The organism is Micromonospora craniellae (assembly GCF_014764405.1).
In the GTDB taxonomy this organism is placed as follows: domain Bacteria; phylum Actinomycetota; class Actinomycetes; order Mycobacteriales; family Micromonosporaceae; genus Micromonospora; species Micromonospora craniellae.
Map to the genome: position 1 here is coordinate 2016625 of NZ_CP061725.1, position 22407 is coordinate 2039031.

The window sequence follows — 22407 nt, forward strand, 5'->3', positions numbered from 1 at the left end:
TCGCGAGACTATCGGCCGAGGCCGTGACGCGGCGGGTGAGGACCGGAAGACGCGCCGCCCGCCGGAGCAGTTCTGCCGGTCCTGACGGAACCGGCCCCGGGCGATTCGTCGCCGGTGGTCGGTTCGCCCGGATCGTCGTCGGGTCCGGCCCGGGGCAGACCGTCCTGGGGGCTGCGTGTCGCCACCAGCACCGGCAACTCCCGAGTGGCGGACGCCTCGCGCGCGGCGGCCAGCCGCCAGGTGTCCCGACCGCCCGTCTTGGCGGCGTACAGCGCCTCGTCGGCCGCCTGGAGCACCTGCGGTCCGGTGTCGGCGTGGTCCGGAAAGACGGCGATCCCGATCGATACCGTCATCGGCACCGTATCCACCTTCCCGGCGTGCCCGGCCACCCCGACCGGACTGTCCCGAATGGCCGCACCGAGCCGCTCGGCGACGATCGTGGCACCTCGGGCGTCGGTCTCCGGCAGCAGCACCACGAACTCCTCCCCGCCCTGCCGGAAGGCGAGGTCGACCTCGCGGATCTCGCCCCGGACGCGCCGGGCGAACTCGGCCAGCACGGTGTCCCCGGCCGGGTGCCCGTAGGTGTCGTTGATCAGCTTGAACCGGTCCAGGTCCAGCACGAGGACGCTCACCGTCCGGCCGAACCGGCTGGCCCGCTCCACCTCACGGCGTACCGACTCGCGTAGGTAGCGGTAGTTCCACAGCCCGGTCAGCGGGTCGGTGAGCGACAGCCGCTGCGCCTCCTCGTGGACGCGGACGTTCTCCACCGCCACCGCCGCGTGCCCGGCGAAGGTCCGCAGCGTCGCCAGGTCGTCGTCGTCGAACTCCGCCCCGCCCGGCCGGTCGTAGAGGGCGAGCACGCCGAGCACCGTCTCCGCCGAGGTCGCCGTGCCCGACCGCGTCCCGGCAGGCGCGGTGTCGCCCGCCGGACCGGTTTCCGCACGTACGGTCGCCTCGGGCGCGGTGAACGGCACCGCGACGTACGTCCGGCAGGGCGGTTCACCGCAGGCGTCGGCCGTCTCCATCCGGCCCCGGCATGGTCGACCGGTCGCCGCGACCTCGCCCAGCAATCCGCTGCCCACCGGCGTCGAACCGGTACCGGGCCAGTGCCCGTCGATCCCCTCGGAGCACTGGGCGACCAGCACGCCGCCCGGCTCGGTGAGCAGCACCGCACCGGCCCGGGCACCGGTCGCGGCGAGCGCGCTGCGCAGGATCACCCGCAGGATCCGTTGCAGATCGTGGGTGCTGGCCAGGGTGTCGCCCAGCACCGCGAGATGCCCGCGCAACTGGTCCCGGCTGCTGGCCAGCGCCGTCAGGTAGCCACCGGTCTCCTGGGCCATCCGGTTGAACGCGGCGGCCAGCCGGCCGACCTCGTCGTCGCTGCGTACCGGCACCCGGGCGGTCAGGTCACCGGCCGCCACCCGGTCCACCGCGCCGGCCAGTTCCACCAGCGGACGGGTGGTCACCCGGGCCAGTCGCCAGGCGGCGGCCACCCCCACCAGGGCGGCCAGCAGCACCACGCCGACCAGCACCGCGTGCAGTCCGGGCGGCTGGTCGCTGGGCACCGAGAGCACCAGGGGCAGCGGTTGGCCGAGGCTCGGGCCGGCCCGGCGCAGGTACCGGCCGTCGGGCGTACCGGTCACCCGCTCGCCGCGCAGCGACGCCGCCGCGGCGATCACCTCCGCACGGCCGTTCGCCGACTCCGTGCTGTGTGCGACCTGCGGCGGCGCGGCGCCGCCGTCGAGCAGGGTCACCGCGACGCCGGTGACCGCCGCGAGGCGCGCCACGAACCGGGGGTCGACCGGCTGGGCAGCGGAGACGGTGCCGAGCGCCGCGCCGGCTGCGTCGCGCAGTTCCACCCGGACGGCGAGCGCACCGACCGGCCCGGCGGCGGAAGCCGCGCCGACACCGACCGTCGGCGGCACCGGCGGGGCGCAGTCCCGCCAGGGGGCCGGTGGCGCCTCCGGGGTGGCGAAGCTGACCCGGCCGGTCACGTCGGTGACCAGCACGGCCGAGGCGAGCCCCCGGTTGACCACCTGGCTGGCGGCACCCGGCCGGTCGGTGGTGAGCGCGACCGCGTCCGCCGCGGCACGTAGTTGCTGGCAGAGCGCGTCGATCGAGGTACGCACGGCGGTGGCGGCCACCGCCAGCCGCTCGGTGGCGCGGCTGCGGTCCATCGCCGCCACGGTCGAGGCGACGAAGACGGCGCCGAGCAGGACCGGGCCGAACGCCACGGCCAGGAAAGCCGCGGTCAACCGCCCCCGTAGCGTCAACGCTCCCCCTTCCCCCCGGAAGTTGCGCGACCGTCGCCTGCGATGCTGACACAGCGCAAGGGTGTGACACGCGTTGCGTGAGGGGTGTTGCGTGCCGGAATTTGCGGAAGGAGCGGAAGTGACGCATGACGCGAAGCGGGCGGCCCGGGTGACGTTGCTGGCTCGCCGCCGGGCGTACACCGTCGCCGAACGCGAGAGCGCGGCCGAAGCGGTCCAGGCCGAGCTGGTGGCCCTGGTACGCCGCCTGCGGCCGACCCGCGTGGCCGCGTACGCCCCGGTCGGCGGCGAGCCGGGCGGCCCGGGCCTGCCGGCGGTGCTCGCTGACGCGCTGCCGCCCGGCGCCGAGCTGCTGCTGCCGGTGCTCCGCCACGACCTGGACCTGGACTGGGCCCCGTGGGCGGGAGCCGGCGCGATGGTCGCCGCCGGTCGAGGCATCCGCGAGCCGGACACCCCTCGGCGCGGTGTCGACGGGATCGTCACGGCCGAGCTGGTCGTGGTGCCCGCCCTGGCCGTCGACCGCCGGGGCGTACGCCTGGGCCGGGGAGGCGGCTCGTACGACCGGGCGCTGGCCCGGGTGCCCGCGACCGCTTTCACGGTCACGCCCCTGTACGACGGCGAACTGCTCGACGAGGTCCCGGCCGAGCCGCACGACCGCCCGGTACGCGCGGCGCTCACCCCGAGCGGTGGCCTGCACGCGCTGCCGACCAGTGTCGCGCCCCACACTTCCGCTGGACGAACCGGGCCCTGATGACGCACCATTGGCACTCGAATGCGTCGAGTGCCAACCGGCCGTGTCAGATCCGGAGGAGAACGTGCCCACGTACCAGTACGCCTGCACCGCGTGCGGTCACCAGCTCGAGGCGGTGCAGTCGTTCTCCGACGAGCCGCTGACCGACTGCCCCGCGTGCGAGGGGCGGCTGCGGAAGCTCTTCAACTCCGTCGGCATCGTCTTCAAGGGTTCCGGTTTCTATCGCACCGACTCCCGCTCCAACGGCTCCGCGAGCACCGACACCGCGTCGAGTCCAAGCAAGTCGGGTACGTCCGAGTCGTCGTCTTCCTCCTCGACCGGCTCGGACTCCTCGTCGGGCAGTTCGTCCTCCGGGAGCAGCGCCTCCTCGGGCAGTTCATCTGGCGGCGGCACGAGCAAGGCCCCGGCGGCGGCCAGCACCTCCTGACGCAGGGCGACGCTCCCGGGCGCTCAGTCCCAGTGCGGCGGGCGCTCGGCGAGCAGCCAGTCGTCGTTGCCACCGGCCCGCTCGCCCCAGCCGCGATCGGTGTCGTCGGTGCTCTGCTCCGGCAGCACCACGAAGTCGTCCTCGCTCAGGTCGACCGCGCGATCGTCGTCGCCGCGCCCACCCGGTTCCCCAGTCGTCACGACCGCCAAGGCTAACGCAACCCCGGGCTGCCTCCAGCCCGTCGATCATGCCGGCGTACCGGCTGCGGTGAGCACGGGTGCGGAATCTACGGCGTGGCGCACCGGGGGTTGGTAGCGTCGGACGACGTGACGACGCCCCACCCCGGCCCGGCCTCCGACGATCCCTGGCGTCGGCCGACGGCACCGACCCCCGCTGCGGGCACCACGACCGGCCCGGGCGGTCGGGTCGGTGGTCCACCGGACGGTCACGGGACGGGGGTGGCCGGGTACAGCGGGCCGCCGCCCACCATCGCGCCGCCACCCGGATGGCGTCCGCCGGTGCATTTCCAGGCGGCACCGCCACGGCGGCTGCCCGCGCAGGACATGGGAGCGCTGGACGCGCAGGAGCAGCGGGCACAGCGGACGACCTGGGTGATCGGCGGGGTCGCCGGCGCCGTACTCGTGGTGTTGGTCTGCCTGCTCTGCTCGCGGATGCTCTTCTGACGGCGGCGGGCCGTCAGTCGAAGGTGTTGCCCCAGACCATCTCGGAGCCGGAGTGACCGGTGAGCCAGACGTAGACGAGCGCGGCGACACCCGCCCCGATCACCAGCACCGACAGCACCGGGGTCAGCCAGTTCGGCAGCTTCGGCGCCCGGGGGTGACCGCTGGTCGCCACCAGCAGCACGATCGTCGCCAGGGCGAGCCCCAAGGTGATCAGGAACAGCACGTCACCGTACGCGGCGTGCGCGTTCATCTGGTCGATGATCTCGCCGGAGAAGCCCCGGGCGATCTGCCGCTCCTGCAACGCCTCGCCGGACTGCACGCTGACGAACGCCGTGATCGGCGCGACGACCGCGAGGATCGCCACCGCCCAGTCCAGGCGGGGACGGAATCTCGGCAGCACGATGTACGCGGCGGCGAGCAACACCAGCAGCGGTACGAAGACCACGACCGCATGCACGACAAGCACGTGCATGGGCAGGCCCAGCGCCTTCTCGAACATCGGCACCTCCGGCGATAGGTGATCGTGACATGTCAGCGTACGGGCCGGGTGGCTGCGCCCCAGCGCTCTCCTGCTTGACACGAGCCGCCGGCGTTCAGGGTTCACCGGATTGTCACCCGAACGGCCTGGCTGTGGCCCGAGCCACCGAACCCGCCAGTCTGTTGTCGGGGTGAAGCGGCCGTGCTGTCATTGACACATGTCCAGTGGTGAGGATCTGCTGCGGTCGCACGGCCTGCGGGTCACCCGGCCACGCCTCGCCGTACTCGACGTGTTGGCGGACGGCGGTCACCTGGACGTCGACGAGATCACCCGACGGGTACGGGAGCGGATCGACTCGGTCTCCATCCAGGCGGTCTACGACGTGTTGGGGGCGCTCTCCCGGGCCGGGCTGTCCCGCCGGATCGAACCGGCCGGCAGCCCCGCCCGCTACGAGGCCCGGGTCGGCGACAACCACCACCACGTGGTGTGCCGGGGCTGCGGCGAGATCGCCGACGTGGACTGTGCCGTCGGCGACGCCCCCTGCCTGGATCCGCGCACCGCAGCCGGCTTCCAGGTCGACGAGGCGGAGGTCACCTTCTGGGGGCTCTGCCCCGCTTGCCAGGCCCCCGGCTCCGCCGACGTCTGAGCGAGCGCAGCCGGGCGTGGCACGCTTGGTGGGTGGATTCCACTGACACCGGCCTGTTCGGTCCCGACTCGGTCACCTGGAAACTGCACGCGGAGCCGATCCTGCTCCTCGCCGGTCTGCGCTCGCTCTACCTCCAGGCGCTGCACCCGAGGGCGATGGCCGGGGTCGCCCAGAACAGCAACTACCGCCGGGACGCCTGGGGCCGGCTGGTCCGCACCGCCAACTACGTGGGCACCACCGTCTACGGCACCACCGCCGAGGCGGAGGAGGCCGGGTTGCGGCTGCGCCGGCTGCACGCCCGGATGACGGCCGTCGACCCGGCCACCGGGCAGCGGTTCCGGGTCGACGAGCCGGACCTGCTGCGCTGGGTGCACGTCACCGAGGTGGAGTCGTTCCTCGACACCGCGCGTCGGGCCGGCGTACCACTGGACGACGTTGAGGTGGACGGCTACTACACCGAGCAGCGCCGGTCCGCCGCGCTGGTCGGACTCGACCCGGAGACGGTGCCGGGCACCGCCGCCGAGGTGGCCGAGTACTACCGCCGGGTCCGCCCGGAGCTGCGGATGACCAAGGAGGCCGCCGAGACGGCCCTGTTCCTGACCGCGCCGCCGCTGCCGTGGAAGCTCAGCCTGCCCGCCCGGGTCGGGCTCAATCTCGGGCCGCTGAGGTGGGCGTACCTGGGCGTGGCCGGCACCGCGCTGGCGCTGCTGCCCGGGTGGGCCCGGCGACTGTACGGCGGGCTGGGCCTGCCGACCACCGCCCTCTCGGCGGAGGTGACGGTACGCGCGCTCCGGTTCGCCCTCACCGCACTGCCGCGCGACTGGCGGGAAGGGCCGATGCGGCGCGCCGCCGAGGAACGCGCGGCCCGGTCGGCTGCCCTCTCCGGCTGACCGGACGACGGCCGGTCCTGACCCGCCGGCCACGCAGCTCCGCTCGGCCGTTTGCTCAGCGTCGGCCGATTACTCAGCCCTGCCCGGCCGGCGGCTCGGCCGGGCGGTCGACGGCCGCCCAGGGCTCCTTGCCCGGCAGTTCGGCACCGGCCGGACAGGTCCGCCGGTAGTCGCACCAGGCGCAGCGCGGGCTGGGCGTGGTCGGGAAGGCGGCGTCCGGGTCGCCGCCGTCCGCGATCAACCGCTCGGCGGCCATGATGTCCTGGGCGGTCTGCTCGGCCCGGGTCACCTGCCGGGCCAGCGAGTCGGCGGTGTGCTCGTGCGCGGCTACCGTGCCGCTGGGCAGGTGGTGCAGTTCGACCCGCCGGCAGGGCCGACGGAACACCCGCTCGGCCGCGTACGCGTAGAGCGCCAGCGCCTGCGAGCCCCGGGCGTCGTCCGCGTCCAGCCCGGTGCGGCCGGTCTTGTAGTCGACGATGACCAACTCGGGGCCGTCCGGCCCGGGTCGAGAGTCGATCCGGTCGGTGCGCCCGTTGAACGCCAGCACCCCGGTCTTGGTCGCCACCACCCGCTCCACGCCGACCGGTTCGTCGGCCGGGTCGAGCCCTCCGACGTACGTTTCGAGCCAGCCCAGTGCCCGCCGGTAGACGTCCCGCTCCTGCGCGTCGTCGCGGTAGCCGTCGCGTACCCAGGTGCCCTTGAGCAGGGTGGGCAGCACCTCCGGGCGACGCCGGTCGGCGGGCAGGGCGTACCAGTTCTTCAGGGCGGTGTGCACGCTGGCGCCGAGCGAGTTGTGCGCCCACGGCGGCCCCTTCGGCGGAGCCGGCCGGTCGACGTACGCGTGGCGGTAGCGCCGGGGGCAGTCCGCGTACGCACCCAGTCTGCTCGGGGTGCAGACGAACAACCGCTCCGGCATGCCCTCGAAGCCGAGCTGCTCGGGCTGCGCGTCGCGGGGCCGGGGCGCACGGCCACCGGCCGCGGGTCGTCCTGCTGGGGAAGCTCGTCGCACGGCCACGATCCTGCCATCCACCCCCGACAGTCGCACGGCCGGCGCTGCGCCTGATCGGGCCACGACGGTGGCGATCGCGGCCAGCAGCAGGATCAGTGGCAGCCCGACGCGATTCCGGTCACCCCGGACGAGGCGGCGACGAGGCGCTCGTACTCCTCGGGTGCGGTGGTGAAGGCGCCGAGCTGGACGGTCTTGTGTGTGCCGTGGAAGTCCGACGACCCGGTCACCAGCAGGTCCAGGTCGGCGGCGAGCCCGCGTACGTGTGCCCGCTCGGCGGGTGAGTGGTCCTCGTGGTCGGCCTCCAGACCGGCCAGGCCGACCGCCGCCAGTTCGGCGATCAGCGTGTCCGGCACGATCGGACCGCGTCGGCTGGCCCGGGGGTGGGCGAACACCGGCACCCCGCCGGCTGCCCGGACCAGTCGGACCGCCTGAAAGACGTCGATGTCCTCCTTCGGCAGGCGGTACCGCTCCCCCAGCCACTCCGGCCCGAACGCCGCGCTGGTGGTGGCGACCAGTCCGGCCCGGATCAGCGCCTGCGCGATGTGCGGCCGACCCACCGCCCCACCGCCTGCCGCAGCGAGGATCTCCGGCCATCGCACGTCGACGCCGTCGGCACGCAGCAGCGCCACGGTGCGTTCGCCACGGGTCAGCCGGGCGGCCCGCATCCGGGCCAACTCGGCGACCAGCTCCGGATGGTCCGGGTCGAACAGGTACGCCAGCAGGTGCAGCGACAGTGGCGGCTGGTCGCCGTACCAGCGGCAGGACAGTTCCGCGCCGCGTACCAGTCGAAGCCCGGGCGGCAGCGCCCGCACGGCCGGTGCCCAGCCGGCGGTGGTGTCGTGGTCGGTGATCGCCACCACGGCCAGCCCGGCTTCGGCAGCGGCCCGGACCAGCTCGGCAGGAGCGAGCGTGCCGTCGCTGGCTGTGGAGTGGGAGTGCAGGTCGATCCGGGGGGTCATCGCCCGACGCTACCGGGCCCACGGTCAGCCACCGGTCACCACCACCAACGGCTCGTCGCGGCGCAGGCCGGCGACGGTGACCGGGACGGCGGGACGGCCGGCGCTGACCCGCTCGGCGTCCACCCGGACCAGGGCACCGGCCGCGTCGGCGTAGTGCGCCACGTCCGGCCGGTTCCAGGACACCGTGCCGTTCATCGGTGGTCCGGCCGGATGGGCCGGGACGGACGGGTCGAGTCGGGTCAGGTCGACCAACAGGGCCGAGTCCTGCTTACCGGCGCGCCCGTTGACCAGCAACCATCGCCCGTCGGGGGAGACCGCTCCGACGCCGTCGCCCCCGATCGCAGGGCCGCAGGCGGGCTGCTCGGGCGCGCGGACGTCGGCCGGGTCGAGCAGGGTCAGGCAGGTGCCCTCGGTGAGGCCGGCGGGCACCTCGCCGACCAGTCGTCCGTCGGGCAACGCGCCGAATACGCGCAGGCTGGTCCGGTCCGTGCCCTCGTCGAGCAGGCCCGGACGCAGTGGCCACAGCACGTGCCCGGGGAGGTCGGGGTCGAGCCGCACCAGCACCGCGCCGTCGACGAACCGCAGCGGTACGGCGGTGGCCGGCGCCTCGGCGCGTACCGTGCTGATCAGCACGCCGTTGGCGATGCCGGCGGCGGCCAGCACCCGGTCCTGCTTCCAGGCGACCTGCCGGCCGTGCCGGTCGAGGACGATTTCGGCGGCGCCCGCCAGCAGCATCCGGGCGGTGCCGTCGGGCGCCACCGCCCACAGCGACCGACCCGACAGCGACGGTTCACCGACGGCCAGCCAGCCTCGCCCGTCGGTGAGCCGGTGCACCCGCTGCACCGCGCCGGTCCCGAGCAGGGGCACCCGGCGTCCCTGCGCGGTGGCGATCGTCCGGCCCAGCACCAGGTCGACCTCGGCCAGCGGGGTCTCGGTGCTCGGGCCAGGCGGCGGGAGGCTGGTGCGGTACGTGTCCGGTGCCGGGTTCGGGTCGGCGATCACGACGGTGTCGGCACCGGTCGGCGGGCGGTCCTCGCGTAGTTGCATCGCACCGGCGCTGACCAGCACGATCGCGGACGCGGCCAGGCTCATACCGGCCAGCGTGCGGCGACGCTGGACGCGGTGGGCCCGGCGGAGCAGCGCACTCGCCGGGTCGCGCGGGGCGCACGGGGTCGCCACCTGCCGGGAGAACGTCTCCCGGACGGCGCGCTCCAGCTCGTCCTGCGACATGTGGACGAAACGATCCGGGGTCCCGCTCTGGTTGTCACGACCTCCGGAAACGGTGTTCACCGGTGCTCACCGACCAGGGCGTCGTCCGGCTTCCGCAGCGACGCCGCCGCCTCGGGCGGTACGTCGGGTCGCAGGGCCGGAACCTGCGCGTCGGGTCGGCCTGCCGGAAGCGGTGCGTCGGCTCGGGCGGCCGGCCGGGGCCGGGCAGACGACGCGGACCGGGCGGACGGGCGACCGGGCCGGCGGGCGGCCGGACCGGGCGGGGCCGCCGATGCGCCGGGGATCGTGATCTCCTCCTCCGCGCCGATCCGCCGCCGCAGGGTGGCCAGCGCGCGGGAGGTCTGGCTCTTGACGGTGCCCGGCGAGATCTCCAGCAGGGCTGCGGTCTGCGCCTCGGACATGTCCTCGTAGTAGCGCAGCACCAGCACCGCGCGCTGTCGGGCCGGCAACGCGCGCAGGTGTCGCCACAGCGCGTCGCGGTCGAGTTGGTGCTCGATCGCGTCGGCGGCGGCACGCTCCGGCAGCACCTCGGTCGGGCGCTCGCCGTGCCAGCGTCGCCGCCACCAACTCGTCGACGTGTTGACCATGACGCGCCGGGCGTACGGCTCGATGGCCTCGATGCCGCCGAGCCGTTTCCAGGCCAGGTAGGTCTTGGTCAGCGCGGTCTGGAGCAGGTCCTCGGCGGTGCCCCAGTCACCGGTGAGCAGGGAAGCGGTGCGCAGCAGCGCGGCGGAACGGGCCGTGACGAAGTCACGGAACTCGTCCTCCAGCGGATTGCTGCCGCCCACGCCCCCCCCGAACTGATCCTGCTCGGCAGCCTGCCACGGCGCGGGGTAGCGGGTCGAGGGCGAAAGGTGCGCAGTGACTCCGATGTTCGGTCGGAAAGTTTCAGGCCCCGTCGTCGGCCTTGGCCTCGTCCTGCTCCTTGCCCAACCGCGCCTCGACCGCCTGCGGCTCGTACATCTCCTCGACCACACGCAGGTAGAGCTCGTTGGGGTTGGGCAGGTTCTTGACCTCGCGCAGCGCCTGCTCCTGACCGGCCGACTCCAGCACGAAGGTGCCGTAGTTGAGTGCCCGTCCGGCCGGCGTCTGCTCGTACTTCATGTCGGTGACCCGGACCAGCGGCATCATCGCGACCCGCCGGGTGATGATGCCGTTGACGACCATCACCCGCTTGTTGGTCAGAATGAACCGGTCGTACCACCAGTCGGCGACCCGCCAGGCCACCCAGCCCATCACACCGAACCAGAGCAGCACGGCGATCGTGGTGAGCGCGCCGACGTTCTGTCCGGCGAGGAAGCCGGAGAGGTAGCCGAGCACGAAAGTGGCGGCGATGCCGATCAGGATCGGGGTGACGAGGTGGATCCAGTGCCGCTTCCACTCGCCCCGGTAACGCTCGGTCGGGAAGAGATAGCGTGCGACCAGCGAGCTGGGCTCGTCCTCCAGCGGCAGTACCCGCCGGGGCGCCATGCCGCTGGCGTCGGAGCGCAGCCCGGCCAGTTCCTCCTCGGAGATCTGCGGGGGCTGATAGCCGCCCTCGGGATCTCGTGCCCAGGCTCGCTCGGAGCGGGCCTGACCCGCGTAGTAGGCGGGACCGTCGCCGTAGCCGGCGTCGTCGGAGAAGGCGGGCCCGTCGGAGAGACGCGCACCGGACCCGAAGCCCGGACCGTCGTCAGGATCGATCCGGGGTATCGGCTCGGTGTCGCGTTCCCGGCGCGCCCGGTCGGGGTCGTCGGGGTCGAAGGGTGGGCCGGAGGGGCTTCCCATCGGAGGCTAGGCGACCAGGCTGGTGAAGAAGTCGCCGAACCCCTGGGCTATGTCCATGATCCCGCCGCCCAGAGACTTGAAGACGTCTGCGGCGGAATTTGGCCGGTAGGCGACGAAGAAGATCAAGAATGCGATACCGGCCCAGGTGAGGACCTTCTTGACCATGGCGGGCCATCCTCTCGCACGGCGCCGGGTTCCAATTACCGCAGCGGCACCCAGAGTATCAGCGTGGTGTCTTACCGTGAATATCTGCGTCCGTTCTCCGACATTCCGGGGAGGCAGTCACGCCTTCCCGTGCAGGTACGGAGATGGTGCGCCGTACACGAGTTCGGGCGGCGTCCACTCGACCAGGTCGTGCAACATCACGTCCTCGGCGAGCAGATGCCCCGCACTCGCCGGCCAGGCTATCGCATACAGCCACATTCCCCGAGCCTCGCCGGCGTACGCGCTTCGATCTGTCAGTGAACTCACGAGCCACAGTGGAGTGGGATGCCCAGCGACCCGGATTCCCGCGCGCCCGACATGACCGGGATGCCCCGGACCGGGATCGGTCAACGCCTCGGCCAACTCAGGGCCGGCGTCCGGGCCGAGTACCCCCGCGTACCGCGTGCCGAGCCCGACGCCCGGCTCCTCGGCCACGAAGACCAGATCGGCCGGTCCACCGCCCAGCGGCGCCGGGCCGGCACAGGCGACCGCGGTGGCGCGTACCCCGATCCGGTCGTCACCGGCCCACGCCACGCCGGTGGTGGTCCAGCCCGGAGGCAGCGGCCAGGGGCACCACAGCGGGACGGGCGGCTGCTCCGGCTGCGCCGTCGACTGGATCCGTTCCACGACGCTGGCCACGATCTCGGCGCCGATGTGCTCGGGTACGTGCAGCGGCGCCACCGGCCCGCAGTCCGGACAGCGCGACTCGGCGTGCATCAGGTCCGGCGCCCGCACGGACCCCCCACATCTGGGACAACTCACCGCAACAGTCACCACTCCACCGTCGCCCCGCACGGGCGAGCCGTCAAGCGGAGCGGCCTCATTGCCCCGCGTGGCGCGCGAGCGACTCGGCCGGGACCGGCAGCGCCGCCGTCGCGTTGGTTCTAGTCCGGGGGCGACCCGGCGTGCGTGCGGATCCAGGCGTGCATCGCGATCCCGCTCGCCACGCCCGCGTTGATGGACCGGGTCGAACCGTACTGGGCGATGGAGAAGAGCTGGTCGCAGGCGGCCCGCGCGGCGTCGGAGAGGCCGGGACCCTCCTGACCGAACAGCAGCACGCAGCGCCGGGGCAGTGTGGTGGTCTCCATCGGACGCGAACCGGGCAGGTTGTCGATGCCGACCAGCGGCAGCTCCTGCCCGGCCGCCCAGCAGGCGAACTGTTCGATCGTCTCATGGTGCCGTACGTGCTGGTAGCGGTCGGTCACCATGGCACCGCGCCGGTTCCACCGGCGGCGTCCGACGATGTGCACCTCGGCAGCGAGGAAGGCGTTGGCGTTGCGGACCACCGTGCCGATGTTGAAGTCGTGCTGCCAGTTCTCGATCGCCACGTGGAAGTCGTGCCGCCGCCGGTCCAGGTCGGCGACCACCGCCTCGCGCCGCCAGTACCGGTAGCGGTCGACCACGTTGCGCCGGTCGCCCTCGGCGAGCAGCTCCGGGTCGTAGCGGGGGTCGTCCGGCAGGTCGCCGGGCCACGGGCCAACACCGACGTCAAGCTGCTCACCGATCACGACCACGCAGGGTACGCGCCGCCGCGCCGACCCCGGCGAGGTGTGCGCGGCAGAAGGCTCAGCGCAGCGCGAGCGCGCCGCCGAGCCGGTCGAGGAACCGGCGGTCGGCCGGGGCCAGCGCCACGTCCGGCACTGCCGCCGACGCGGTACGGCACACCCGGGCACCCACCGACTGCACCCACTGCCGGTACGCCGCCGAGTCGGCCGGGTCGGCCCGCCGCTCCAGCACCCGTACCGCCGTCCGACACGCCGCCAGCAGGTCCACCGGGTCGCCGGGGCCCACGCCGGCCTCCGACGCGCCGTCGTGGCGCGCGTAGATGGCGGCCACCACCGCCCGGATGAGATCGCTGTCGAAGACCCGGCCGGCCGCCACCGCGTCCAGACCGGCGAGCCCGGCGGCCACCGGTGAGTACGCGCGCCCCGGCCCGGGCCGGGCGGCGACCACGATCACCCGGCCGGGCAGCCCGGTGAGCAACTCCCACTCGGTGGCGGAATAGCCCACGGCGATCATGACCTGCTCGCTGCGCTCGCTCATGGCGGGACCTCCGGCTCGATCATATGCGCCGGGTCGGTCCGGAGGCGGGAAAAAGTCGTTCGGCGGTGGCCGCGCCGGGTCGGACTCAGCGGTCGAACCGGGGCTGGACGCAATGAGCGGCGGGGCCCTCCCCGGCACCCGCCGCCCACGCTCTGATGCCTCAAGATTCTGCCGGAGGAGCGCCTGACTGCACAGAGACCGGGGTCACATTTACCTTTTCGTTACATTACCCAACGTGACCAAATGTCCGCCCAGAAGCGATCTCCGCAGGTCGAATCGGCGCTTGTCAACGCCAAAGTTACCGTGTCGTAGCAGTAACAGGGCCCGATCTCCTTGGAACCGCTCCCATCACAACCGGTCACGCAATTGCGACGTGCAATTGCGATCTGCGGACGCGTCGCGAGACCGATGACGGTCGATGCGGACAAAGGCTCCCAAGGCGGCCAGGCCCCGGGTTTTGGTGGCAGCCCGGCGGGAATGCCTCGGGGTACGGTCGGGTTCCACCAGGCGTAGACGTTCCGCGTGATCGGAGAGATAGACATGGCAACCGTCGAGCTGACCACCGCTAATTTCGACCAGGTGACCGAGAGCGACGGCATCGTGCTGGTCGACTTCTGGGCCGAATGGTGCGGCCCGTGCAAGCGGTTCGCCCCGGTCTACGAGCGTTCCTCGGACAAGCACCCCGAGATCACCTTCGGCAAGGTGGACACCGAGGCGCAGCAGAGCCTCGCCGCCAAGTTCGACATCCGCTCGATCCCGACCATCATGGCCATCCGCGACGGCGTGATCGTCTTCGCGCAGCCCGGCGCGCTGCCCGAGTCGGCCCTGGAGAACCTCATCGAGCAGGTCCAGGCCCTCGACATGGACGACGTACGCAAGAAGCTCGCCGAGCACAACCACTGACCTCCCACGCCGACGGCCGGGCCCCGAGACCGGGGGCCCGGCCGTCGGCGCTTTCACCGGCCCGACTCGTCACAGCTGGGACACGGGCCGGTCGACGGGAGCCGCACCAGGCCGTCCGTGCCGTATCTTCGGCACCCGATGGATGCGTTGACGAGCCACGGCCGCACGATCCGGGTGGCGGCGACCGCGCTCGGCCTGACCCTCCTGCTCGCCGGGACGGCCTGGGGCGACGACGACCACTTCCCGTTCGGCCCCTTCCGGATGTACTCCACCTCGGACCCGGCCGACGCCGACGCCCCGGACACCCGGGTCGAGGGCGTGGACCTCACCGGCGCCGTGGTCGACCTCGGCGAGCGGGCCACCGGCATCCGCCGCGCCGAGATCGAGGGCCAGCAGGCCCACTACGTCGCCGACCCGACCCGCCTGCGCGAGGTCGCCGACGCGTACGAACGGCGTCATCCCGACGCGCCCCGGCTGACCGAGGTCCGGATCGTGATCCGCTGGCACGACATCACCGACCGCCGGCCCACCGGACAGTGGTCCGACGAGACAGTCGTGCGCTGGCAGGTGGCCCCGTGATCCGCTGGCTGACCGAGGCCGTGCCACGCGGCCGGGTAGCCGCCTTCCGCACCCTGATCTACCTCTTCGTCGCCGCCGACCTGGTCGTCTTCACCCCCTGGGTACGCGCCAAGGTGGACGTGCCCGGCGACATGTACCAGCCGCTGTTCATCGGCCGCCTGCTACCGCTGCCCACCCCGAGTCCGGCGCTGGTCGGCGTCGTCTTCTGGGCGCTGCTGCTGCTCGCCCTGGTCGCCGCCACCGGGCGCGCTCCCCGGCTGTTGGGCTGGACGGTCTTCGCCCTCTACTTCCAGTGGATGATCGTCGCGATGAGCTACGGGAAGGTGGACCACGACCGGTTCGCCCTGCTCGTCGCGCTCGCGGTGCTACCCACCGCAGGCCGTGCCCGGCACGGGGACCCGACGCCCACCGAGGCCGGTGGCTGGGCCCTGCGGGTCACCCAGATCGCGGTGATCTGCACCTACTTCCTCGCCGCCCTGGCCAAGTTCCGCTTCGGCGGCCTGGACTGGGCGACCGGCTCGGTGCTGGCGAAGGCGATCATCCGGCGGGGCACCGACCTGGCCGACCTGCTCGCCCAGGTGCCGCACCTGCTGCTCGTCGCCCAGTTCGGCATCCTCGCCTTCGAACTGCTCAGCCCGGCGATCTTCGTACTGCCGGAGCGGTGGCGACACGCCACGGTCGCCTTCTTCTACTCGTTCCACCTGGTCACCATCGCCACGATCACCATCTCGTTCGCGCCGCACCTGGTCGCCATGACCAGTTTCCTGCCGCTGGAGAAGGTCCGTCCGGTGATCCTGGCGCGACGGCTGCTGGCCCGCCGCACCGAGCCGCCACATCCGCGCGCCGAGCCGTCGCCAACGGGATCCGGGACTCAGCCGGTCGACGGACCGTAGAGGCGGTCGCGCGTCTCCTGGGGCAGCGAACAGGCGGCCGTACCGCCGGGCATCCGGTGCCGGTTGCGGGCCACCCAGCGGTACACCGACCAGGCGGCGGCGCGTACCGGCGGGAACCGCAGCCCGGCCCCGGCGATCCGCCAGAGCCGGCCACTGCCGGCGAGCAGCGCGGCGATCGCGTCCGGGCCGGCGGACCGGTGCCCGTCGACGCCGACCCACTGCACCGCCTCCTCGCACTCGGTCTCGGTCAGCCCGAGCCGGTCGAGGTCGGCGAACTGCCAGGGCAGCACCGTGGCACCGGTCGGGATCCGCCGCTCGATGAACTCGGCGCAGCGGGTGCAGAACGCGCAGTCCCCGTCGTAGACGAAGGTCGACCTCTTCATGCCTGCCATCCTCCCCCGCCACCGGCCCGTTGACACCGCAGTGTCCGGCGCGCCACTTGCACCCTTGTCGTACGTGTGTTCGAATGACGGTCATGCGCTGGGAGAACCTCGCCGCTCCCCCGGACGAGGGAGTTCCCGGACGGGCAGCGCCAGCGACGCCACCCCTGCCGCTGGCGCTGCCCGACGCGGTCGTACGCACCTTCGACACCCCCGACTTCGCGGGCATGACCTTCTACGAGGTGCGCGCCAAGTCGATCCTGAACAGGGTCCCCGGCACCTCCCGAGTCCCGTTCGAGTGGACGATCAACCCGTACCGGGGATGCAGTCATGCATGTTTATACTGTTTTGCCCGGAATACCCATACTTACCTTGACTTCGATGCCGGGGCGGACTTCGACCGGCAGGTGGTCGTCAAGGTCAACGCCGGTGAGTTGGTCCGGCGGGAGCTGGCAGCGCCGCGCTGGCGGGGCGCGCACCTGGCGATGGGCACCAACGTCGACTGCTACCAGCGGGCCGAGGGCCGCTACCGCCTCATGCCACCGATCATCGAGGCGCTGCGCGACTTCGCGAACCCGTTCTCGATCCTCACCAAGGGCACGCTGATCCTGCGCGACCTGCCCCTGTTGCGGCAGGCGGCCGAGGTCACCCGGGTCGGGGTGTCGTTCTCGGTGGGCTTCGTCGACGAGCGGCTGTGGCGGTCGGTCGAACCCGGCACCCCGGGCCCCCGGCGGCGACTCGACGCCGTACGCCGGTTCGCCGACGCCGGCTTCGCGGTGGGGGTGCTGATGGCACCGATCCTGCCCGGCCTCAGCGACTCCGACGAGTCGATCGACGCGACCGTCGCGGCGATCGCCGGGGCCGGGGCGGCCAGCGTGACGCCGCTGCCGTTGCACCTGCGCCCCGGCGCCCGCGAGTGGTATGCGCACTGGTTGGCCCGGGAGCACCCCGATCTGGTGCCCCGCTACCGGGAGTTGTACCGGGCGGGCGCGTACGCCCCGCAGTCGTACCAGCGGGAGCTGACCGCCCGGGTCCGGATCGCCGCCCGGCGGCACGGGCTGCACCGGCCGGATCGGAGTGAGCACCGTCAGGTGACGACGGCCACACCGACCGTCCCGGAACAGCTCAGCCTGCTCTGACGGGTCCGGGACGTGGATAGAGTCGGCTGGTGCGTTCCGCTCAGCAGATCCTCGCCGACTCCGCCGTGATCGCCGTCGTGGGTGCGTCCCGTGACCCGAGCAAGGCCGCGCACAGCGTGCCGGCCGAGATGCAGCGGTACGGCTGGCGGATCATCCCGGTCAACCCGACCGCCGAGGAACTGTTCGGCGAGCCGGTGTACCGCTCCCTGGCCGACATCCCGCACCCGGTCGACCTGGTCGACGTGTTCCGGCCGGCGGAGGACGCCGTCGACGTGGTCCGTCAGGCGGTGGCGATCGGTGCCCCGGCGGTTTGGTTGCAGCTCGGCATCGTCTCCGCGCAGGCGCGGGAGATCGCGCAGCAGGCCGGTATCGACTACGTCGAGGACCGCTGCCTGGTCGTCGAGCGCGCCGCCGCCGGACTGACCCGGTTGAGCTGACCGGGCTGGGCTGTCGAGGCGGCAGTGCTTGGGTACCCGCCTGACGGTGGCGCCTTCATGACAACCGTGGGGACAAGGTCCGCCACTGCGGGTAACGTCGAAGAGCGTGAGCCAGCCACCGGAGCCGGACCAGCCGCCGTCGCCCTACGAGCCACCGCCCGGAGGTCAACAGCCGCCGTACGGCCAGTCGCCGGGTGAGCAGTACGGGCAGGACCAGTACGGGCAGCAGCCGTCGAGCGAGCACTACGGGCAGCCGTCGTACGGGCAGCCGTCGTACGAGCATCCGGGACAGCCGCCGCACGGGCAGCAGTGGGGGCAGCAGCCGCCGTACGCGCCGCAGGGCCCCTACGGGCAGTACGGCCCGCCGTCACCGCAGCAGGGCGGCGGGGGCACCAACGTGCTCGCCATCCTGTCGCTGGTCTTCGCGTTCGTGTTCGCCCCGGCCGGTATCGCCCTCGGCCATCTGGCCAAGCGCCAGCTCCGCACCAGCGGTGAGGAGGGCGATCAGCTCACCACCTGGGGGCTGGCGCTCAGCTACATCTTCACCGGGCTCTACCTGGTGGCCTGCTGCGGCTGGTTGGCGCTGGTCATCTGGGCCGGTTCGCCCGGCACCAACACCTGAGGACGGTCAGCGGAACCGCGCCTCCCGTACGCTGTTGCCGCCGTCGACCACCAGCATCTGCCCGGTGATGTACGACGCCGCCGGTGAGCAGAGGAAGGTGATCGCCGCGGCCACCTCGTCGGGGGTGCCGGGGCGGCCCACCGGGGTGCCCAATCCCTGTTTGATCTCGGCCATGGTGGAGGCTGCGGTGTAGATGGTGCCGGGCGCGACCGCGTTGACGGTCACCCCGTCGGCGATCATCTCCATGGCCAGCGCCCGGGTCAGTCCCACCACCCCAGCCTTGGCCGCCGCGTACGCCGCCTCGGTGGGCAGGGCGTTGACCGGCCCGGCGGTGGCCGCCAGGTTGACGATGCGACCCCAGCCGCGTTCGGCCATCCCGCCGATGAAGGCCCGGCTGCACAGGAACGCGGTGGTCAGGTTCCGGTCGATCTCGGCCCGCCACTCCTCGTAGCTGAGCTGGGCGACCGGCCGGAGCACCTCCGGGCTCGCCCGGCTGGCCAGTCCGGCGTTGTTGACCAGGACCTCCACGTCGCCGAGCTGCTCGGCGACGGCGTCGGCCAACGCGCCGACCTCCGACTCGTCGGTGAGGTCGGCGACGAAGCCGGTCACCCCGAGTTCGCCGGCCCGCTCGTGGATGCGTCGTGTGGTGGAGACGATCGCCACCCGGGCACCCAGGTCGGTCAGCCGGCGGGCGGTTGCGTACCCGATGCCGTCCGGGCTGCCTGCCCCCGTGACCAGGGCGACCTTGCCGTCCAACCGCATGGTCACCGGCTCGGGCAGCGGTGCCGGCGCGTCGTCGTCCGCCGCGCTCGGTGTCATCACCGGGCGGGGGCGTCGGGCCACACCCGGCCGGCTGACGTCCCGCCTCGGTCTGTTGCCGGAACGGTCCGCCGCGCGCGCGTCAATCCCCATGCCGCGATCCTGCCTGCTGCCGCCGTGCCGGGCAACGCGCACCCGCTGCCGGGCGCGTCGCGCCCTACCCGGTGGTGGCTACCCTGACTGCCACAGCATCGCGACGGAAGTGAGCCCGATGACACAGCCCCCACCGGCCGGTGGCTGGCCCGACCCCGCGTCGGCCGGTCAGCCTTCCAGTCCGCCGGCCGATCCTCTCCTGTCGGTCCCCGCTCAGCCTGCCGGGTACGACCCGTACCGGCCGGCCGGCCCCTACCCGCCGATCGACCCGTACGCCGCGAAGTCCGATCTCCCGCCGGCTCCCGCGCAGTACCCGCCCGCCGGCTACCCGCCACCGGCCCAGCTCGGGTACGGCTACCCGCCCGGCTACGGCTACCCGCAGCAGAGCACCAACTCGCTGGCCATCGTGGCGCTGATCCTCTCGCTGATCGGGATCGGCTCATGCTTCACCGCACCGATCGGCGCGATCATGGGGCACGTGGCGATGCGCCAGATCCGGGAGACCGGCGAGGGTGGCGAGGGAATGGCGAAGGCGGCCATCATCGTCGGCTGGATCCTCACCGGGTTCATCGTGCTGGTGGTGCTCGCCTACGTGTCGATCTTCATCATCTGGGCTGCCAGGACGACCACCGTCTGAACAGGTCTGCCCGCCCCGACCCGGAGTCAGGGGCGGGCGGCCGGTCCGGCGATCACGGTAATCTCGTGCCGTGACCGGGGTGTATGGACCTGCGGATGATCTCAATGGCCGTCGACTCGTGCTGGTGACCGGAGCCAGTTCCGGCATCGGACTGGCTGCGGCGATCGACCTGGCGCGTCGCGGTGACCAGTTGGTACTCGTCGGGCGCGACCCGTCCCGGCTGCGTGCGGCCGCCGACGAGGTACGCGAGGCGTCCGGTGAGCGTCCCGAAATGTTCCGCGCCGACTTCGCGGCCCTGGACGACGTACGGCGGTTGGCCGAGCAGGTGCGGGCCGCGTACGACCGGATCGACGTGTTGGCCAACAACGCGGGCGCGATCGTGCTTCAGCCGATCACCACGGTCGACGGTTTCGAGTTGTCCATCCAGGCCAACCATCTGGCGCCGTTCCTGCTCAGCAACCTGTTGGCCGACCGGGTCGGGCGGATGGTGGTGACCGCCTCCGGCGCGCACCGCAGCGGCACACTGGACCCGGACGACCTGAACCGGCCGCTGCGCCGCTTCCGTCCGATGGGCGCGTACGGCACCAGCAAGCAGGCCAACATCCTGTTCACGGCGGAGGCGGCCCGGAGGTGGCCGGACGTCGACTCGTACTGCTTCCATCCCGGCGTGGTGCGGACCCGGTTCGGCAACGAGAGTCGCCTGGTCTCCCTCGGGATGCGGCTGTTGCCGCTGCGCGGGCCGGTCAAGGGGGCGCGGACCCTGGTGTGGCTGGCCAACCAGGACCGCGCCCGTCTGATCGGTGGCGGCTACTACTTCGACTGCCGACCGCGCCGGCCGCTGCGCAAGGCGTCCGACCCGCAGCTCGCGGCCCGGCTCTGGGCGGCCAGCGCGGCGGCGGTCGGCCTCCCCGCCTGAGCCGTGATCCGCCGTCCGACGCGGAGGGTGGCACGGGGTCGCGGGGTCCGGTTCGACACCCGCGCCGGGCACGCCGGGTTCCTGGTCGACCCGGAGCGGGTCGCGTTGCGGGCGGCGCTGGGTGACGAGGCACCGGACACCAGCGTGCTGGAGGTGCACGAGGTCTGACCGGCCGCCCGTCGCGGGTCGGCGGCGGGGCGGTGGCTCAGTCGCGTGCCGAGGCCGCGTCCGCCGGAGCCGCAGTGACCCGGCGGGCCGCGATGACCACTTTCCGTCAGCGTTCCGTTACGATCATGCGCAGCCCGTCGGGACCCTCTCACCCCCGCCCGGAGGCGCTTCCCCATGCCCAGGTTCCAGGCGGTGCTGTTCGACTTCTTCGGCACGCTGACCCGTCCGGTTCAGCGCGGTCCCGGTCACCGCATCACCGCCCGACTGCTCGGATGTCCGACGGAGACCTTCGTCGAGCTGCTCGACCGCACATTCTACGAGCGCGCCGGCGGGCGTTTCGGCAGCGCCGAGGCCACCCTGCGCTGGTTGTGCGAGCAGGCCGGCGTACGGCCGACCGAGGAGGCGCTGCACGCGGCGGCGGCCGCCCGCTTGGACGCCGTACGCACCGACACGCGTCTGCGCGACGAGGCGGTGCCGACGTTGCGGGCGTTGCGGGAGCGGGGGGTACGCACCGGTGTGATCAGCGACTGCACGCACGAGTTGCCGGTGTTCCTGCCGGAGTTGGCCGTCGCGCCACTGCTGGACGTGCGGATCTACTCGGTGCAGGTGGGGCGCTGCAAACCGGATGCCGCGCTCTATCTGGCGGCCTGCGCGCGGCTGGGTCTGCGTCCGGAGGACTGCCTGTACGTGGGCGACGGCGGCAGTCAGGAGCTGACCGGCGCGCAGCGGGCCGGGCTGAGCGCGGCCCGGTTGGCCACCCCGGATCTGGTCGACCATCTGGTCTTCAACGTCGACACCGCCTGGACCGGTCGGGAGCTGGGCACCCTCGGCGAGGTGATCGAGCTGGTCGAGTCGGCGGGTGCCGGCCGGCGGCAGCGGATGCCGGCCGGGCGGGCCGCACCGGTGACGGTGCGGTAGCCGACCAGGAGCGCGGCGACCGGTCAGGGACGCCGGACGCGGTGCAGCCGAAACGGCTTGCGGACGGCCCGTACGGCCGGCGAGGGCCGGGGTGGCTCGGCGAGCGAGTCGGCGGGCAGGTCGGTGCCCTGCACCGGCTGGCCGCCGGGGGTGAGCCGGACCAGTGCGCAGCCGTCGGCGGCCCAGCGGGCGACCAGGTCGGCGGTGGGGCCCGGCGCGTTCAGCCGCTTCGCCCCCACCAGCGGGGCCAGGGTGTCCCACTCGTCGGTGCCGGGCAGTACCCGGGTCACCCGGGCCGGCCAGGTGACGATCGCGCCGCCGTGGTCGCCCCGGAGCGTCACCCGGGCCTCGTCGGCCTCGGCCAGCCCGGCGGCGGACTGCTCCCCCGGGCCGCTGACCACGAACAGCGCACTCTCCAGGGGCACGCACCACAGGGCGAGCGACGGTCCGCCCGCCACCGCGACCCAGGCCACCGAGGCCTTCTTCATCGCCTCGTCGACAAGTGGGGTGCTGTCACGCTCGTCGGTCACCACCACATCCTCCCGT

30 protein-coding genes are annotated in these 22407 nt (G+C 72.9%); 15 read left to right on the forward strand and 15 right to left on the reverse strand.

What is annotated here, in order from left to right:
* Nucleotides 1-8 precede the first annotated feature (8 nt).
* Nucleotides 9-2273: a GGDEF domain-containing protein gene (locus ID554_RS09200; protein ID WP_191088763.1), complete on the reverse strand. Its 2265-nt coding sequence runs from the start codon at nt 2271-2273 to the stop codon at nt 9-11.
* A 118-nt stretch (nt 2274-2391) separates the two neighbouring features.
* On the opposite strand from ID554_RS09200, the gene ID554_RS09205 reads away from it, so the two are divergent.
* Both ID554_RS09205 and ID554_RS09210 read left to right on the forward strand, forming a co-directional pair.
* The gene (locus ID554_RS09205) at nt 2392-3021 is read left to right on the forward strand and encodes a 5-formyltetrahydrofolate cyclo-ligase (RefSeq protein WP_223884501.1); all 630 of its coding nucleotides are present in this window, start codon (nt 2392-2394) and stop codon (nt 3019-3021) included.
* Between the two features lie 64 nt (nt 3022-3085).
* Nucleotides 3086-3448: an FmdB family zinc ribbon protein gene (locus ID554_RS09210; RefSeq protein ID WP_117228721.1), complete on the forward strand. Its 363-nt coding sequence runs from the start codon at nt 3086-3088 to the stop codon at nt 3446-3448.
* Nucleotides 3449-3471: 23 nt separating this feature from the next.
* On the opposite strand, the gene ID554_RS09215 is transcribed toward ID554_RS09210, so the two are convergent.
* On the reverse strand, nt 3472-3648 hold the full coding sequence (locus ID554_RS09215; RefSeq protein WP_191088764.1) for a hypothetical protein: 177 nt from the start codon (nt 3646-3648) through the stop codon (nt 3472-3474).
* A 126-nt stretch (nt 3649-3774) separates the two neighbouring features.
* Here ID554_RS09215 and ID554_RS09220 point away from each other — a divergent pair, with 126 nt between their 5' ends.
* Complete coding sequence (locus tag ID554_RS09220) at nt 3775-4131, forward strand: hypothetical protein (RefSeq protein ID WP_117228619.1); 357 nt, start codon at nt 3775-3777, stop codon at nt 4129-4131.
* Nucleotides 4132-4144: 13 nt separating this feature from the next.
* On the opposite strand, the gene ID554_RS09225 is transcribed toward ID554_RS09220, so the two are convergent.
* Complete coding sequence (locus tag ID554_RS09225) at nt 4145-4630, reverse strand: DUF2231 domain-containing protein (protein WP_117228720.1); 486 nt, start codon at nt 4628-4630, stop codon at nt 4145-4147.
* Nucleotides 4631-4826: 196 nt separating this feature from the next.
* On the opposite strand from ID554_RS09225, the gene ID554_RS09230 reads away from it, so the two are divergent.
* Nucleotides 4827-5255, forward strand: coding sequence for a Fur family transcriptional regulator (locus ID554_RS09230; protein WP_117228618.1), 429 nt, complete (start codon nt 4827-4829; stop codon nt 5253-5255).
* A gap of 32 nt (nt 5256-5287) precedes the next feature.
* Nucleotides 5288-6145 carry an oxygenase MpaB family protein gene (locus ID554_RS09235; protein ID WP_117228617.1) on the forward strand — a complete coding sequence of 286 codons (858 nt, stop codon included), beginning with the start codon at nt 5288-5290 and terminating at the stop codon, nt 6143-6145.
* A 73-nt stretch (nt 6146-6218) separates the two neighbouring features.
* Here ID554_RS09235 and ID554_RS09240 read toward each other — a convergent pair whose 3' ends face one another.
* The 9 genes from ID554_RS09240 to ID554_RS09280 form a co-directional block, all read right to left on the reverse strand.
* On the reverse strand, nt 6219-7061 hold the full coding sequence (locus tag ID554_RS09240; protein WP_396888543.1) for a RecB family exonuclease: 843 nt from the start codon (nt 7059-7061) through the stop codon (nt 6219-6221).
* Between the two features lie 185 nt (nt 7062-7246).
* Nucleotides 7247-8113, reverse strand: a complete 867-nt coding sequence (locus ID554_RS09245) for a PHP domain-containing protein (RefSeq protein ID WP_117228616.1) — start codon at nt 8111-8113, stop codon at nt 7247-7249.
* Between the two features lie 24 nt (nt 8114-8137).
* Nucleotides 8138-9343, reverse strand: coding sequence for a hypothetical protein (locus tag ID554_RS09250; protein WP_117228615.1), 1206 nt, complete (start codon nt 9341-9343; stop codon nt 8138-8140).
* A 56-nt stretch (nt 9344-9399) separates the two neighbouring features.
* Nucleotides 9400-10131, reverse strand: coding sequence for a SigE family RNA polymerase sigma factor (locus ID554_RS09255; protein ID WP_191088765.1), 732 nt, complete (start codon nt 10129-10131; stop codon nt 9400-9402).
* A gap of 100 nt (nt 10132-10231) precedes the next feature.
* Nucleotides 10232-11110, reverse strand: a complete 879-nt coding sequence (locus ID554_RS09260; RefSeq protein WP_117228614.1) for a PH domain-containing protein — start codon at nt 11108-11110, stop codon at nt 10232-10234.
* A gap of 6 nt (nt 11111-11116) precedes the next feature.
* The gene (locus ID554_RS09265; RefSeq protein ID WP_007455302.1) at nt 11117-11275 is read right to left on the reverse strand and encodes a hypothetical protein; all 159 of its coding nucleotides are present in this window, start codon (nt 11273-11275) and stop codon (nt 11117-11119) included.
* Between the two features lie 117 nt (nt 11276-11392).
* Nucleotides 11393-12109, reverse strand: coding sequence for a TFIIB-type zinc ribbon-containing protein (locus tag ID554_RS09270; RefSeq protein ID WP_317985219.1), 717 nt, complete (start codon nt 12107-12109; stop codon nt 11393-11395).
* A gap of 89 nt (nt 12110-12198) precedes the next feature.
* Nucleotides 12199-12822 carry a TrmH family RNA methyltransferase gene (locus ID554_RS09275; protein WP_117228716.1) on the reverse strand — a complete coding sequence of 208 codons (624 nt, stop codon included), beginning with the start codon at nt 12820-12822 and terminating at the stop codon, nt 12199-12201.
* Nucleotides 12823-12880: 58 nt separating this feature from the next.
* The gene (locus ID554_RS09280) at nt 12881-13357 is read right to left on the reverse strand and encodes a hypothetical protein (RefSeq protein ID WP_117228613.1); all 477 of its coding nucleotides are present in this window, start codon (nt 13355-13357) and stop codon (nt 12881-12883) included.
* Nucleotides 13358-13897: 540 nt separating this feature from the next.
* Between ID554_RS09280 and trxA the strand changes: the two genes are divergently transcribed.
* The 3 genes from trxA (at nt 13898) to ID554_RS09295 (ending at nt 15732) form a co-directional block, all read left to right on the forward strand.
* The gene (trxA, locus tag ID554_RS09285; protein WP_117228612.1) at nt 13898-14260 is read left to right on the forward strand and encodes a thioredoxin; all 363 of its coding nucleotides are present in this window, start codon (nt 13898-13900) and stop codon (nt 14258-14260) included.
* Between the two features lie 138 nt (nt 14261-14398).
* The gene (locus ID554_RS09290; protein WP_117228715.1) at nt 14399-14839 is read left to right on the forward strand and encodes a hypothetical protein; all 441 of its coding nucleotides are present in this window, start codon (nt 14399-14401) and stop codon (nt 14837-14839) included.
* Nucleotides 14836-15732, forward strand: coding sequence for an HTTM domain-containing protein (locus ID554_RS09295; protein ID WP_117228611.1), 897 nt, complete (start codon nt 14836-14838; stop codon nt 15730-15732). The genes ID554_RS09290 and ID554_RS09295 overlap by 4 nt, the downstream gene beginning before the upstream one ends.
* On the opposite strand, the gene ID554_RS09300 is transcribed toward ID554_RS09295, so the two are convergent.
* The gene (locus ID554_RS09300; protein ID WP_117228610.1) at nt 15711-16115 is read right to left on the reverse strand and encodes a thiol-disulfide oxidoreductase DCC family protein; all 405 of its coding nucleotides are present in this window, start codon (nt 16113-16115) and stop codon (nt 15711-15713) included. The genes ID554_RS09295 and ID554_RS09300 overlap by 22 nt on opposite strands.
* Nucleotides 16116-16207: 92 nt before the next feature.
* On the opposite strand from ID554_RS09300, the gene ID554_RS09305 reads away from it, so the two are divergent.
* The 3 genes from ID554_RS09305 (at nt 16208) to ID554_RS09315 (ending at nt 18310) form a co-directional block, all read left to right on the forward strand.
* A complete protein-coding gene (locus ID554_RS09305) occupies nt 16208-17251 on the forward strand; it encodes an Rv2578c family radical SAM protein (RefSeq protein WP_117228714.1) in 1044 nt (347 codons plus the stop codon).
* Nucleotides 17252-17280: 29 nt separating this feature from the next.
* A complete protein-coding gene (locus tag ID554_RS09310) occupies nt 17281-17688 on the forward strand; it encodes a CoA-binding protein (protein ID WP_117228609.1) in 408 nt (135 codons plus the stop codon).
* A 106-nt stretch (nt 17689-17794) separates the two neighbouring features.
* Nucleotides 17795-18310, forward strand: a complete 516-nt coding sequence (locus ID554_RS09315; RefSeq protein WP_117228608.1) for a DUF4190 domain-containing protein — start codon at nt 17795-17797, stop codon at nt 18308-18310.
* Between the two features lie 6 nt (nt 18311-18316).
* On the opposite strand, the gene ID554_RS09320 is transcribed toward ID554_RS09315, so the two are convergent.
* A complete protein-coding gene (locus tag ID554_RS09320) occupies nt 18317-19153 on the reverse strand; it encodes an SDR family NAD(P)-dependent oxidoreductase (RefSeq protein WP_396888544.1) in 837 nt (278 codons plus the stop codon).
* 187 nt (nt 19154-19340) lie between these two features.
* Between ID554_RS09320 and ID554_RS09325 the strand changes: the two genes are divergently transcribed.
* From ID554_RS09325 to ID554_RS09340, 4 genes are all read left to right on the forward strand, one after another.
* Nucleotides 19341-19859, forward strand: coding sequence for a DUF4190 domain-containing protein (locus ID554_RS09325; protein ID WP_117228606.1), 519 nt, complete (start codon nt 19341-19343; stop codon nt 19857-19859).
* Nucleotides 19860-19929: 70 nt separating this feature from the next.
* Entirely contained in the window at nt 19930-20775 is an 846-nt protein-coding gene (locus ID554_RS09330; RefSeq protein ID WP_396888493.1) for an SDR family NAD(P)-dependent oxidoreductase, read from the forward strand.
* A gap of 27 nt (nt 20776-20802) precedes the next feature.
* Nucleotides 20803-20943: a hypothetical protein gene (locus ID554_RS09335; protein WP_223884502.1), complete on the forward strand. Its 141-nt coding sequence runs from the start codon at nt 20803-20805 to the stop codon at nt 20941-20943.
* Between the two features lie 174 nt (nt 20944-21117).
* Nucleotides 21118-21861 (forward strand): HAD family hydrolase, encoded by a 744-nt coding sequence (locus ID554_RS09340; RefSeq protein ID WP_117228604.1) that lies wholly within the window; start codon nt 21118-21120, stop codon nt 21859-21861.
* Between the two features lie 23 nt (nt 21862-21884).
* On the opposite strand, the gene ID554_RS09345 is transcribed toward ID554_RS09340, so the two are convergent.
* Nucleotides 21885-22349, reverse strand: a complete 465-nt coding sequence (locus ID554_RS09345; protein WP_117228713.1) for a hypothetical protein — start codon at nt 22347-22349, stop codon at nt 21885-21887.
* Nucleotides 22350-22407 lie beyond the last annotated feature (58 nt).